At 64.2% G+C, this 13406-nt stretch carries 16 protein-coding genes and 1 pseudogene; 15 read left to right on the top strand and 2 right to left on the bottom strand.

The genetic code is table 11. The features are described 5' to 3' along the window. The first annotated feature begins 25 nt into the window (after window positions 1–25). The gene (locus tag G5C33_RS07180; protein WP_165328749.1) at window positions 26–250 is read left to right on the top strand and encodes a DUF6471 domain-containing protein; all 225 of its coding nucleotides are present in this window, start codon (window positions 26–28) and stop codon (window positions 248–250) included. Next, complete coding sequence (locus tag G5C33_RS07175) at window positions 211–1161, top strand: hypothetical protein (RefSeq protein WP_165326589.1); 951 nt, start codon at window positions 211–213, stop codon at window positions 1159–1161. Before G5C33_RS07180 ends, G5C33_RS07175 begins: the two co-directional genes overlap by 40 nt. Before the next feature lie 108 nt (window positions 1162–1269). On the opposite strand, the pseudogene G5C33_RS07170 reads toward G5C33_RS07175, so the two are convergent. Further along, window positions 1270–2001, bottom strand: a pseudogene (locus G5C33_RS07170) (magnesium chelatase domain-containing protein); the annotation flags it as partial. 119 nt (window positions 2002–2120) lie between these two features. Here G5C33_RS07170 and G5C33_RS19180 point away from each other — a divergent pair. The 12 genes from G5C33_RS19180 (at window position 2121) to G5C33_RS07110 (ending at window position 11672) form a co-directional block, all read left to right on the top strand. Continuing rightward, on the top strand, window positions 2121–2525 hold the full coding sequence (locus G5C33_RS19180; protein ID WP_206518647.1) for a hypothetical protein: 405 nt from the start codon (window positions 2121–2123) through the stop codon (window positions 2523–2525). Between the two features lie 87 nt (window positions 2526–2612). Continuing rightward, window positions 2613–2747, top strand: a complete 135-nt coding sequence (rpmH, locus tag G5C33_RS07160) for a 50S ribosomal protein L34 (protein ID WP_109806156.1) — start codon at window positions 2613–2615, stop codon at window positions 2745–2747. A gap of 38 nt (window positions 2748–2785) precedes the next feature. Further along, complete coding sequence (gene rnpA, locus G5C33_RS07155) at window positions 2786–3118, top strand: ribonuclease P protein component (protein WP_165326588.1); 333 nt, start codon at window positions 2786–2788, stop codon at window positions 3116–3118. After that, the gene (gene yidD, locus G5C33_RS07150) at window positions 3115–3327 is read left to right on the top strand and encodes a membrane protein insertion efficiency factor YidD (protein ID WP_165326587.1); all 213 of its coding nucleotides are present in this window, start codon (window positions 3115–3117) and stop codon (window positions 3325–3327) included. The genes rnpA and yidD overlap by 4 nt, the downstream gene beginning before the upstream one ends. A 22-nt stretch (window positions 3328–3349) precedes the next feature. Further along, window positions 3350–5056: a membrane protein insertase YidC gene (yidC, locus tag G5C33_RS07145; protein WP_165326586.1), complete on the top strand. Its 1707-nt coding sequence runs from the start codon at window positions 3350–3352 to the stop codon at window positions 5054–5056. Continuing rightward, window positions 5053–5694, top strand: coding sequence for a ribosome biogenesis GTP-binding protein YihA/YsxC (gene yihA, locus G5C33_RS07140; protein ID WP_165326585.1), 642 nt, complete (start codon window positions 5053–5055; stop codon window positions 5692–5694). The genes yidC and yihA overlap by 4 nt, the downstream gene beginning before the upstream one ends. Before the next feature lie 246 nt (window positions 5695–5940). Then, the gene (locus G5C33_RS07135; RefSeq protein WP_407698077.1) at window positions 5941–6441 is read left to right on the top strand and encodes a 2Fe-2S iron-sulfur cluster-binding protein; all 501 of its coding nucleotides are present in this window, start codon (window positions 5941–5943) and stop codon (window positions 6439–6441) included. Further along, a complete protein-coding gene (locus tag G5C33_RS07130) occupies window positions 6438–7430 on the top strand; it encodes an FAD binding domain-containing protein (protein WP_165326583.1) in 993 nt (330 codons plus the stop codon). Before G5C33_RS07135 ends, G5C33_RS07130 begins: the two co-directional genes overlap by 4 nt. Further along, window positions 7427–9628 (top strand): xanthine dehydrogenase family protein molybdopterin-binding subunit, encoded by a 2202-nt coding sequence (locus G5C33_RS07125; RefSeq protein ID WP_165326582.1) that lies wholly within the window; start codon window positions 7427–7429, stop codon window positions 9626–9628. Before G5C33_RS07130 ends, G5C33_RS07125 begins: the two co-directional genes overlap by 4 nt. A gap of 29 nt (window positions 9629–9657) precedes the next feature. Beyond that, entirely contained in the window at window positions 9658–10776 is a 1119-nt protein-coding gene (locus tag G5C33_RS07120; protein WP_165326581.1) for a zinc-binding dehydrogenase, read from the top strand. Between the two features lie 46 nt (window positions 10777–10822). Then, window positions 10823–11488 (top strand): glutathione S-transferase family protein, encoded by a 666-nt coding sequence (locus G5C33_RS07115; protein ID WP_165326580.1) that lies wholly within the window; start codon window positions 10823–10825, stop codon window positions 11486–11488. A gap of 13 nt (window positions 11489–11501) precedes the next feature. Beyond that, window positions 11502–11672, top strand: a complete 171-nt coding sequence (locus G5C33_RS07110) for a hypothetical protein (RefSeq protein ID WP_165326579.1) — start codon at window positions 11502–11504, stop codon at window positions 11670–11672. A 135-nt stretch (window positions 11673–11807) separates the two neighbouring features. On the opposite strand, the gene G5C33_RS07105 is transcribed toward G5C33_RS07110, so the two are convergent. Beyond that, the gene (locus G5C33_RS07105) at window positions 11808–12257 is read right to left on the bottom strand and encodes a cupin domain-containing protein (RefSeq protein ID WP_165328748.1); all 450 of its coding nucleotides are present in this window, start codon (window positions 12255–12257) and stop codon (window positions 11808–11810) included. 10 nt (window positions 12258–12267) lie between these two features. Here G5C33_RS07105 and dapE point away from each other — a divergent pair, with 10 nt between their 5' ends. After that, entirely contained in the window at window positions 12268–13404 is a 1137-nt protein-coding gene (gene dapE, locus G5C33_RS07100; protein ID WP_165326578.1) for a succinyl-diaminopimelate desuccinylase, read from the top strand. Window positions 13405–13406 lie beyond the last annotated feature (2 nt).

Below are 13406 nucleotides of genomic sequence, written 5' to 3'. Positions count from 1 at the left end.
GGCATATCACATCATAGGAGGCGGTATGCCGGTAGCAGAGAAGGAATGGGAGGACCGCGTTAAGGGGATGCTCAAAGGCGAATTGAAGCGCCGGGGCGTCACCTATGCGGAGCTGGTGGGTAAGCTGGCGGATATTGGCGTTATGGACTCAGAGCCGAATATCAGGAACAAGATTAGCCGGGGCAAATTTACGGCGGTGTTTCTGATACAATGTCTGGAAGCGATTGGGGCAAAGGAATTGCGGTTGTAACAGGCGTCGCGCTTCTATTCTTATGTTTTGGCCTAGGATTTTACGTTGCCTCCCTAAATTATTCCAATAACCAACGGCATCAGCAATATCGCTACGCCTCCGACAAGCCAGAAGAAGTTGACCCGTCTATGATGCCGGGGGGAGTTCCAGCCCAAACCTTCGAATATCGCCGCCCATGCGATGACCCAAAGGGGCACGACGAGAGCGATCTTTGCGCTCAATGGCGCGCGGCCAAGGCTGGGGAAGATAGCGCATTTTGGGCAAAGTGGGGTTTCTGGGCTTCCACTGCTGGCCTGATAGGTCTCTTCTGGACGCTCTACTATACGCGAAAAGCTGTAGAAGACACCGGCGATGCCACGAAGGCTATGGTTCGTCAAAACGAGCTTTCCGAACAAGCGCAGAGAGCTTGGATAGATATTGAAGTTCGCGTTGAACGTATTGTGATCGAAGGTAACCTGTTCAGCATTTATTACCGCGTCATTTTTACAAATATCGGCGAGACAATGGCGACCAATGTCATCACGCACTCCTCCGGTGCCTCTCCTGGAGAGGATTGGAGTGACTACGTCGCCCGCAAAAGGGCTAATTGGCTTAGCTCCAACAAAAACGAAGTTGACGCGCTGATGCCCGGCGAGGAATTCCCTCACTGGGGTGAGAGCAACCTGAGCATTGAGCATATGCCGTGGCAACCCGACCCTGAGCGCGTTCACTTTATTGTCACCGCCTTGGCCCGATATAAAATCGCTACCGACCCGCCCGAAGCTGAACCTCGGGTTACAGCCCGGACCTTCACGGTCGGGATGCGTCACGAACGCCCCCTCATGCAGCTCCAGCTCTACAGAGATAGACTTGCAAACACCGAAGGCGACGGACTCGTGGTTACGCCATATGGGGAATCCTTGACCACCTAACCCCAAAGCGAGCGCCATGAGAGCCGCAATCACGCTACGCCACCATCTGCGATACGTTCGTAACCCCTGCCGGGGATCGACGTAATCGCCTTGGTGCGTTTGCTACATAATACCGAGCGCCTCTGCCGCATCAAGCGGCGGCAATATCCCCGGCAGGCACGATGCCAGCAGCGACTTGCCCGCGCCCGGCGGCCCGCACATCAGCAGGTTGTGGCCGCCCGCAGCGGCGATCTCCAGCGCACGCTTGGCAGTCTCCTGCCCCTTCACCTGTCTGAGATCGGGGCCATGATCGGGCGCTTCGGCTTCGCCCGGTTGCGGCGCGGTGAGAAGCTGGTTTCCCTTGAAGTGATTGAGCAGCGAAATCAGGTCGGGCGCCGCGACGACTTCGATCGATCCCGCCCATGCCGCCTCGCTGCCCTGCGCGGCGGGGCAGATCAGCCCCTTGCCCGTTTCCGAGGCATGCAGCGCGGCGAGCAGCACTCCCGGCGACGGCGCGATTCGCCCGTCGAGCCCCAGTTCGCCGACCACGACATAGCCCGCCAGCGTCTCGGCATCGACGACACCCATCGCCGCGAGCAGCCCCATCGCGATCGGCAGATCGTAATGCGATCCTTCCTTGGGCAGATCGGCGGGCGAAAGATTGACGGTGATCCGCTTGGGCGGCAGCGCGAGGCCGATCGCGGCAACGGCGGCGCGCACCCGCTCGCGGCTTTCCGCCACTGCCTTGTCGGGCAGGCCGACGACAACGAAGGCAGGAACGCCCGGCGCGACCTGCACCTGCACTTCGACGCCGCGCGCCTCGAGCCCCAGATAGGCGACGGTCGATACGATCGCGACCAAGATGTTTCCCCCCAATTCCCCCGCGATCGCAGCATAACGGGTTAATCGCGCCGGGGAATGCCACATTCACGATGGATTGGCTTGCAGCGAATCGCGCGCGCGCCCACATGGGAGCGGCAATGTCCGCTCCGCCACTCCGCAAGTTTCGAAAACCCGCCCATCCGGTGGTGCGAATCACCATGTTGACGACCGGCACGACATTGATGGTCGCAGCGCCTTTTGTCGGCGTTATACCGGGGCCCGGGGGCGTTCCGGTGTTCGCGCTGGGGCTGGTGATGGTGCTGCGGCATTCGCGCTGGGCGCGCTATCGCTTCGTCGAGGCAAAGCAGCGCTGGCCCCGATTCGGCCATTTCGCCGACCGCGTGCTCCGCCGCCCGAGCGCATTGCGCCGGCGCAAGCGCCAGACCGAAACCGAAACGATCGTGACCATAGCGACGGTGGAAATCGAACCCGAACGCCCCGCAGCGCCGATCATAACAGGCATTACCGATACCGCGATCGGGGGCGAAGGGCGGACGCGTTGACACGCGCCTGCGCTTTGCCTATGAGCGCGCTTCACACGGCCGTCTTCGGGGCGGCCTTTTTACGTTCCAGAATCCTGAGGATGAGCGATGAAGCGGACTTTTCAGCCGAGCAATCTGGTGCGGGCGCGCCGGCACGGCTTCCGCGCACGCATGGCGACACCGGGCGGCCGCAAGGTAATCCGCGCCCGCCGCGCGCGCGGTCGCAAGAAGCTGTCGGCGTAACCGCGCCGGGCGCGCGGGCAGGTGTGGCGCTTGCCCGCATGACGCGCCGCAGCGAATATCTCGCAGCGAATAACGGACGCCGGGCCCCCATGCCCGGCTTCGTTCTTTTGGTGCGCGATCGCGGCGACGGCGATTCGCAAATGCGCATCGGCATCACGGTTTCCAAAAAGGTCGGCAATGCCGTGACGCGCAACCGCATGAAGCGGCGGTTGCGCGAACTGGCGCGCGCAGTGCTTCCCAATGCGGGAATCGCCGGCGCCGACCATGTGCTGATCGGCCGCCAGAGCGGAGTCGAACGCGACTTTTCGAAACTCGACCATGAATTGCGCAAGGCACTGGCAAAGGCCGCGCCAAGGGTGGAAAGCGCATGATCGCGAAGCTGCTCATCCTGCTGGCGCGCGCGTGGCAGATCGGCCCTTCGGCGATATTGCCGCCGAGCTGCCGCTATCAACCGACCTGTTCGGCCTATGCAATCGAGGCGCTCCGCCGCTATGGGGCGCTGAAGGGAAGCTGGCTGGCGGCAAAGCGCATCGCGCGCTGCCATCCTTGGGGCGGCCACGGCTATGATCCGGTGCCGTGATCGCTCGATACGGGGATAATTGGTGAAAGAAGAGCAGAAGAATCTCATCATCTTTGGTGTGCTGGCGGCGTTTATCCTGTTCGCCTGGCAGCCGATCATGAATCATTTCATGCCCCCCGCCAGCACGCCCGCGCCGCAGGCCGAGCAAGGCGAAATCGTGGTTCCCGATCAGGAAGCGGCCGATCCGGCCGCCGACACGGTGACTGCGATTCGCGATCGCCGGATCGTGCTTGGCGAAACACCGCGCGTGCGGATCGACACGCCTTCGCTCAGCGGATCGATCAATCTCAAGGGCGCGCGGATCGATGACCTGGTTCTCAAACAGTATAACGAGACCGTCGAAGACGATTCGCCGCCAATTCACCTGCTGTCGCCTTCGGGCACGGAGAATGCCTATTTCGCGCAGTTCGGCTGGCGCGGCACGGGCGTTACCGAACCCGGCCCGGACACGGTGTGGCAGGCGAGCGGCGAAACGCTGACTCCCGACAGCCCGGTAACCCTGACGACAACGAAGGGCAGCCAGCGCTTCCGCATCGAGCTGTCGGTCGATGCCGATTACATGTTTTCGATCCGCCAGACGGTCCAGAATGTCGGCGGCGCGCCGATCGCGGTCGCGCCCTATGGGCTGATCAGCCGCCGCGGTGAATCCGACGACCAGGATCTCTGGGTCGCGCATGTCGGGCCGCTGGCGGTGTCCGAAGGCGTGGCGGACTATGTCAACTATGGCGATATCGAGGACGAACCCTCGTCCTACGAAACCGTCGGCGGCTGGGCCGGTTTTTCCGATCACTATTGGCAGACCGCACTGGTTCCCGATCAGGGCCTGCCGGTTTCGCTGCGCCTGCGTTCGGGCGGCACCGGCCGCTTCCAGGCCGATTACTCGGTTCGCAACGCCGTTGAAATCGCGCCAGGACAGCAAGTCACGCAATCCTCGCGCTTCTTCGCCGGCGCCAAGGAAACCCGCCTGATCGATACCTATGAGGAAGATCTCGGCATCGTCGAGTTCGACAAGATGATCGACTGGGGCTGGTTCGGCATCGTCGAAAAACCGATCTTCTATTATCTCGACTGGCTGTTCCGCATGGTCAAGAATTTCGGCCTTGCGATCATCCTGCTGACGATCACGATCCGCCTCCTGCTGTTCCCCGTCGCGCACAAGCAGTTCCAGTCGATGGCGGCGATGCGCGTGGTGCAGCCGAAAATGAAGGCGCTGCAGGAACGCTACAAGGACAACAAGGAAAAGCTCCAGCAGGAGATGATGAAGCTCTACAAGGACGAGAAGGTGAACCCGCTCGCCGGCTGTTTGCCCATGTTCCTGCAGATCCCGATCATGTTCGCGCTCTACAAGGTGCTGATCCTGACGATCGAAATGCGGCATCAGCCGTTCATCCTGTGGATCAACGATCTGTCGGCGCCCGATCCGGTCACGCCGCTCGATTTCTTCGGCTATGCGCCCTGGGCGGGCATGCTGCCGTCGTTCCTCCATATCGGCGTCGTGCCGATCCTGCTGGGCGTTTCGATGTACTTCCAGTTCAAGCTCAATCCGCAGCCGATGGATGATACGCAAAAGCAGATCTTCGCGTTCATGCCCTGGGTGATGATGTTCATGATGGCACCGTTCGCGGTTGGCCTGCAGATCTACTGGATCACCTCGAACATGATCACCATCGGTCAGCAGGCGTGGCTCTACAGCCGGCACCCGCATCTCAAGAAGAAACCGGCGGGATGACGGCCGGCTTCGACGAGGAAACGCTCGAAACCGCACGCAAGGCATTTGCCGGGCGCGTCGATTTTCTGAAGTCCGCGCCCGAGCTGCGCTTCCTGCCCGATCCCGATGTCCCCGAAGTCGCATTCGCGGGGCGATCGAATGTCGGAAAGTCCTCGCTGATCAACGCGCTCACCGGGCGCAAGGCGATCGCGCGCACCTCGGTCACGCCGGGGCGGACGCAGGAGCTCAATTTCTTCGATGTGGGCGATCCGCTCGCCTTCCGGCTGGTCGACATGCCCGGTTACGGCTTCGCCAAGGCGCCCAAGGACGTCGTCAAGAAGTGGCGCTTCCTGGTGAACGATTTCCTGCGCGGCCGTGACGTCCTCAAGCGCGCGCTGGTACTGATCGACAGCCGCCACGGCATCAAGGACGTCGATCGCGAAATCCTCGAGATGCTCGACAAGGCGGCGGTCAGCTATCGCATCGTGCTGACCAAGGCCGACAAGGTGAAGGCGACAGAGCTCGCCGACGTGCTCGATCGCACCGCCGCCGAGGCGCGCAAGCGTCCCGCCGCGCATCCCGACATCCTCGCCACGTCGAGCGAAAAGGGCATGGGCATCCCCGAACTACGCGCCGCCGTGCTCGAAGCGATCGGGTAAATCGACGTAGCTCTCCGTTCTTGTCGAGCGAAGTCGAGACACGCTGAGGGCGCACGCCACCGCTTGCGCTGAGCTCGTCGAAGCGCCGCCCTTTTCTTCGTCCCGGCGCAAGAAGAAGAACAGCCCTTCGACAAGCTCAGGGCAAACGACGCTAAGTTTCCATCCCCCCTGCGAACCATTCGCATTTGAAACCATCGCCAGCGCCCGCGCGTCCCCGAACTGACCACTCGGGAGAAACCCATGCACATCACGCTCACAGTCAATGGCGAGCACCATATGCTCGACATCGACTCGCGTACGACCATCCTCGATGCGCTGCGCAATCACATCGGCCTTACCGGCACCAAAAAGGGGTGCGATCACGGCCAGTGCGGCGCCTGCACCGTCCTGATCAACGGGCGGCGCATCAACAGCTGCCTCACGCTGGCGGCGATGCACGATACCGATGCGATCACCACGATCGAAGGACTCGGCGATCCCGACCAGCTTTCGCCGATGCAATCCGCGTTCGTCCGCCATGACGGGTTTCAGTGCGGCTATTGCACACCGGGCCAGATCTGTTCGGCGACCGCGATGCTCGACGAAGCGAAGCAGGGCTGGCCGAGCTATGTCTCGGCCGATCTCGAAGGCGCTCCCGACCTCTCCACCGATGAGATTGCCGAGCGGATGAGCGGCAATCTCTGCCGCTGCTCGGCCTATCCCAACATCGTCGACGCCATTGCCGAAGTCGCGGGAGGCGCCAAGTGAGGCCGTTCGACTATGCCCGCGCCGCCTCCCCCGCCGAAGCCGCCACCAGCGGCGCCGAAGCGGGCACCAGCTTCATCGCCGGTGGCACCAATCTGCTCGATCTGATGAAACTCGAAGTGATGGCGCCGGCAAAGCTTGTCGACATCAGTCATCTCGACATGGGCGAGATCGAGGAAACCGAGGACGGCGGCCTGCGCATCGGCGCGCTCGTTCCCAACAGCGATCTCGCCGCCGATCCGCGTATCCGCCGCGATTACGGCGTCCTCTCGCGCGCGCTGCTGGCGGGTGCCAGCGGCCAGTTGCGCAACAAGGCGACGACCGGCGGCAATCTGCTCCAGCGCACGCGCTGCTATTATTTCTACGACACTGCCATGCGGTGCAACAAACGCCAGCCCGGCAGCGGCTGTCAGGCGAAAGACGGGTTCAATCGCATCCACGCGATCCTCGGCGGCAGCGAACAGTGCATCGCGACGCATCCCAGCGACATGGCGGTGGCGATGCGCGCGCTCGACGCGCAAGTCGAAACGATCGCCCCCGATGGCGCCACGCGCACCATTCCGATCGACGAATTCTACTGCCTCCCCGGCGAGGCGCCGCATATCGAGAATGTGCTGGCGCCGGGCGAGCTGATCCGCGCCGTCCGCCTGCCCGCACCACGCGGCGGCTGCCACGTCTATCGCAAGGTGCGCGACCGCGCTTCCTATGCCTTCGCGCTGGTCTCGGTCGCGGCGGTGATCCGCCTGGAAGATGGCGTAATCGCTGACGCTTCGCTCGCTTTCGGCGGGCTCGCGCCCATGCCCTGGCAGGACAAAAGGATCGAAGCGATGCTGGTCGGCGAAGCCCCCGCCCGCGAACTCTTCGCGCTTGCCGGCGAACTGCTCGTCGATGCCGCTCAGGGCCAGGGCAGCAATGATTTCAAGATACCGCTCGCGCGCCGCACGCTCGCTGCCGTGCTGGGCGAAGCCAGCGGACTGGAGGTGCCGGCATGAGCAAGGAACTGGTCATGGACGCGGCGGACACGCGCCGCCTGCTCGATCACACCGCGCAACATCTCACCGGCGCCCCGCTCGACCGGCCCGAAGGCCCGCTCAAGGTCAGCGGCCGCGCGACCTATGCGCATGAATATGCGCCCGAAAACTGTGCCTATGGCGTGCTCGTCCGCGCGACGATCGCCAAGGGCCGGCTGCTCTTGCTCGGCGAGGATGTGGTGCGCGGCGTGCCGGGCGTGCTCGGTGTCTTTTCGGGCGACCGCTTCCTGCGCAACCCGGCGCAGGGCACCGCCAATCAGGCGCCGGTGCAGGGCGCCGAGCAAATCGAATATCTCGGCCAGCCGATCGCCTTGGTCGTCGCCGAGACATTCGAACAGGCGCGTCATGCCGCCCAGTCGCTCGACCTTCGCTTCGCACCCGAGGAGGACGGCGCCTTCGATCCCGAAGCCGAGGGCACGACCGTCGAAGCGCCCGAGAAGAAGCAGCAGGATTTCGGAGATTTCGACGCGGCCTTCGCCGATGCCGCCTTCACGATCGACGCGACCTACACCACGCCTGCGCAAAGCAACGCGCCGATGGAACCGCACGCCTCGGTGGCGTCGTGGGACGGCGAAAAGCTGACACTATGGGGCAGCTATCAGATGCTCAAATACAACCGGAACGAGCTGGCGGACTCGCTCGGCATCGATCCGGCCAATATCCGCATCCACGCGCCCTATGTCGGCGGGGGCTTCGGATCGAAGCTCGGCATCGCGCCGGAGGCCGTCGCCGCCGCGATCGCGGCGCGCGATATCGGTCGTCCGGTCAAGATCGCGATGAGCCGCCAGCAGGTGTTCGAAACCACCGTCCGCCGCTCCGAATCGCGCCAGCGCGTGCGCCTGGCAGCGGACAAGGACGGCGTGCTCACCGGCCTCGCCCACGAAGCCCGCGTCTCGCAATTGCCCGGCGAGGCCTTTTCCGAGCCGGTCGCGCAGGCGACGCACTTCCTCTATGGCGGTGCCAGTCGCCGCTATCGCCACGAAATCGCGCGCGTGAACCGGCCCTGCGCGGGATCGATGCGCGCGCCGGGCGAAGCGATCGGCATGCTCGCGATCGAAAACGCGATGGACGAACTCGCCGAAGCGACCGGCATCGATCCGATCGAACTGCGCAAGCGCAATTTGCCCGATCGCCATCCCGAACAGGATATTCCCTACAGCTCGCGCATGCTCGCCGAATGCCTCGACGACGGCGCGCGCCGCTTCGGCTGGGACAAGCGCCCCGCCCGCCCCGGCGAGATGCGCGACGGCGAGTGGCGCATCGGCTATGGCGTCGCCAGCGCGGCGCGCAAGAACATCACGTCACCGGCCGAGGCGCGGGTAACGCTGACCACGGAGGGCGATGCCGTGGTCGAAACCGACATGACCGATATCGGCACCGGCACCTATGCCGTGCTGGGTCAGATCGCCGCCGACATGCTCGGCCTGCCGCGCGAGCGTGTCCGCGTCATTCTCGGCGATACCGAGCTTCCCCCCGGCCCAGGCTCGGGCGGGAGCTGGGGCGCGTCCTCCAGCGGCTCGGCAGTGCTCGAGGCCTGTGTCGCGGTGAAACGGGAACTCGCCGACCGGCTCGGCCTCGTCGCCGACGGTCTGGTGCTCAGCGACGGCGACGTCATCCTCGACAACCGCCGCATTCCGCTCGCCGATACGCTCGGCGCAGGGCCGATTTCGGCGCATGGCGTGTTCAAGCCCGGCAAGACCAGCAAGGAATATGCACAGGCCGCCTATGGTGCCTTCTTCGCCGAAGTCGGCGTCAACGACGTTACCGGTGAAGTGCGCGTTCGCCGCATGCTCGGCAGCTTCGCCGCCGGGCGCATCCTCAACGAAAAGACCGCGCGCTCGCAATGTATCGGCGGGATGGTGTTCGGCATCGGTTCGGCACTGACCGAAGAGCTGGTCCATGACCTGCGCGACGGCCACATCGTCAATCGCGACCTTGCCGAATATCACTTGCCGGTGAATCTCGACGTGCCGCAGATCGACGTGCATTTCCTCGAGGAACGCGACGATCTGACTTGCCCGCTTCAGTCCAAGGGGATCGGCGAGCTCGGCATTTCGGGCGCGGGCGCGGCAATCACCAACGCGATCCGCAATGCCATCGGCGTGCGCATACGCAGCTATCCCGCGACGCTCGACAAGCTGCTCGCCGAAATGGGCTGAAGCCGCGTGAAGACACAAAGGAAATATCGATGACCATACCGGCCAATGCGCTGGAGCTGCGCTCGAAAATCGCGGACAGCACCCTTACCCTCTCGCTCGAACCGGTTTCGCTGGAGGAACCGGGCGGCGACCAGGTGATCGTCGCGATGGAAGCCGCGCCGATCAATCCCTCCGATCTCGGGCTGCTGCTCGGCCCCGCCGATGTGTCGACCATGAAATCGAGCGGCAGCGCCGACCGGCCGGTGCTGACCTTCGCCATCCCAGAGCAGGCGCTGCCCACGGTCGCCGCGCGGCAGGGCGAATCGATGCCGGTCGGCAATGAAGGCGCGGGCAAGGTGATCGCCGCCGGACCCGATGCGCAGCATCTGATGGGGCGCACCGTCGCGCTGTTCGGAGGGTCGACCTATGCAACCCATCGAGTCGCTCGCGCAAAGGATGTTCTGCCACTGCCCGAAGGCGCGTCGGCGCGTGATGGTGCCGCTGCCTTCGTCAATCCGCTCACCGCGCTGTCGATGGTCGAAACGATGCGGATGGAGGGGCACAAGGCGCTGATCCACACTGCCGCCGCTTCCAATCTCGGCCAGATGCTCGCGCGCATCTGCCGCGACGACAATGTCCCGCTGATCGGCGTGGTGCGCAGCGACGAACAGGCGGCGATCCTGCGCGATCTCGACGTGAAATACATCGCCGACAGCTCGAAGGACGATTTCCGCAAGACGCTCGCGGATGCCTGCGCCCTGGTCGATGCGACGCTCGCCTTCGATGCGGTGGGCGGTAGCCTGTCCGGCGAGCTGGTGGCCGCGATGGAGACCGCGCTTACCCGCGACGAACCCTATAATCGCTATGGCTCGCCCCGGCACAAGCAGGTCTATGTCTATGGCATGCTCGATCGTTCGCCGGTGCAGGTGCCGCGCTCGGTGGGCATGTCGTGGAGCGTCTCGGGCTATCTCCTCCCGCATTTCCTCGCCAAGGCGGGACCGGAAGTGAACAAGGCGATGCGCGAGCGCGTCGCCGCCGAACTGACCACCACCTTCGCCAGCCATTTCACAAGCGAAGTGAGCCTCACCGAAGCGCTCGATCCCGACAATCTGCGCGCCTATGCGAAGATGGCGACGGGCGAGAAATATCTGATCGTCCCGCAGGGCTGACGCTGCACGGTTGCCGTAACGCCGGCGCGCGGGTAGCTCTCGCGCCATGCGCAAGCTCATCATCGGCAACCGTGCCTATTCGTCCTGGTCGCTGCGCGGCTGGCTCGCCTGCAAGCAATCGGGGCTCGACTTCGAGGAAGTCGTCGTCCCGCTCTACGATTCGGACTGGGACAAACGCCGCGAAGGCGATGAATTCGCGCCGTCCTCGGGCAAGGTGCCGATCCTCTGGGACGGTGACATCGTCGTCTGGGACAGCCTGGCGATCATCGAATATCTCAACGAGATTTCGGGCGGCGACAAATTCTGGCCGACCGATCCCGCCGCGCGCGGCATGGCGCGATCGATGGCCGCCGAGATGCATTCGAGCTTTCAGGCGCTGCGCCGCAAGCACAGCATGAACATCCGCCAGGTCTATCCGCCCAAACAGCCCGACGAAGACGTGCTGCAGGATCTGCAGCGGATCATGGAGCTATGGGCACAGGCGCGCGCGCGCTTCGGCGGCGACGGCGATTTCCTGTTCGGACAGTTCGGCGCGGTCGACATCATGTTCGCGCCGGTGGTGACGCGCATCGTCACCTATTCGCTCCCCATCCCGCGCTTCGCACCCGCCTATATGAACGCCGTGCTTCAGCACCCCTTCATGCAGGACTGGATCGCCAAGGCGCAGGAAGAGGACTGGGTGATCGAACAATTCGAAATGCCCGCCCAGTAAGGAGAAGCGCGCCATGAACGGATCGAAACTGGCCATCGGTATCGGCGTGGGCGTCGCGCTGGGCGTGGCGATGGACAATATCGCGATCGGCATCGCGCTGGGCGTGGCGATCGGTGCGGCGCTTTCGGCACAGGATCGCGACAAGGACAAGCAGGACAGCGAGTCAGACGGCGATCGGGAATAGCGGGCCAGATCGCCAAACCCGGAGCGTGATGCTGAACGCGTTGCAGCATCCACCGTGCTGCTTTTGTGTCCATTCGAAACGCAGAAAGCCACAGCGATAGGCCTCTGCCTGCGCAGGGGCGACGAAAGGCAGGACCTAGTCGAACCCGCTCCCGTCCTTGCGCCGAAACCCCTGCCCCTCGAACAGATGCATGTCGATATCGGGATAGTGGCAATCGCTCGCCGAGGGCCGCCCCACCGCTACGAACACGCAATCTGCATCGCCGCGGTTCTGCAGCACATGACCGTTCGCCTCTCCCCTGGGAAAGGCCGCGCAATCGCCCGCGCGCATCACATGCTCGCCTTCGTCGTCGACCAGAACCGCCTCGCCCGACAGCATCACCACGAACTCGTCCTCGCCTTCATGCCAGTGCCGCTGCGAGGACCACGCACCGGGCCTGAGCGTCACATGGCTGACGCCGAATTCATTGAGCCCGCTTGCCGACCCCAGCCGCCGATACCAGCGCCCCTCGACAGCCCCGGCATATTCGGGCGGATAGCCGGTCGCATTGGTCTGGGGGATTGTATCGAGATCGAGCTTGGGCAATGCCGCCTCCATGACTGATGCCCAAGCAATGCCCGATGTCGTCGAACTCACCAAGGCCCTGATCGCGGCCGAGAGCGTAACGCCCGCGCGCGGCGCGGTGTTCGATGTACTCGAGGCGGCGCTCGTCCCGCTCGGCTTCTCGGTCGAGCGCTTCACCAGCGGCGAGGAGCCCGACGGGCCGGTCGAAAACCTGCTTGCGATCCGGGGAACAAGCGGACCGCATTTCGCATTCGCCGGGCATCTCGACGTCGTTCCGCCGGGCAAAGGCTGGTCGGGCGATCCGTTCGTCCCGGAAATACGGGGCGACTTGCTCTACGGGCGCGGCGCGGTCGACATGAAGGGCGCGATCGCCGCCTTCGTCGCCGCGCTTGCCCGCGTCGAAACCGGAGGGACGGTCAGCCTGATCATCACCGGCGACGAGGAAGGCCCGGCGATTTACGGCACGCGCGCGCTGATCGATCGCATGCGCCAGATGAACATCGCCCCCGACCTGTGTCTGGTCGGCGAACCGACGTCGAACATGCGGCTGGGCGACACCGTCAAGATCGGGCGGCGCGGATCGGTCAATATCTGGATCGACGTGCCCGGCAAGCAGGGCCATGTCGCCTATCCCCATCTCGCCGACAATCCGATTACGCGCCTCGTCGCCGCGCTCGGCGAAATCGACGCGCTGGTCCTGGATACCGGCACCGACTGGTTCCAGCCTTCGAACATCGAAGTCACGGACCTGGAGGTCGGCAATCCCGCATCAAACGTGATTCCCGGCCATGCCCGCGCACGGCTCAGCATCCGCTTCAACGACCTGCACAGGGGCGCCGAGCTTGCCGAGCGCATCCGCGCGATCGTGCTCGCGCACGCACCGGAAGCCGAAGTGACGGCGAAGGTGTCGGGCGAGGCGTTCCTCACCCAGCCCGGTACGCTCTCCGATCTGCTGACCGGCGCGATCGAAGCGAAGCTGGGCGTGACACCCGAGCTTTCGACCAGCGGCGGCACGTCCGACGCGCGCTTCCTGGTGGCGCTGTGCCCGGTGATCGAATTCGGCCTGCTCAACGCGACGATGCACAAGCTCGACGAAGCCGTCGCGCTGCGCGATCTGACGGCGCTCGTCGATGTCTATGAGGAAGTGCTGGCGCGCGCGTTCGCCTGAAC

The sequence above is a fragment of the Sphingosinithalassobacter tenebrarum genome (genome assembly GCF_011057975.1).
GTDB lineage: Bacteria > Pseudomonadota > Alphaproteobacteria > Sphingomonadales > Sphingomonadaceae > Sphingomonas > Sphingomonas tenebrarum.
This window is presented reverse-complemented; position numbering and strand designations above follow the sequence as displayed.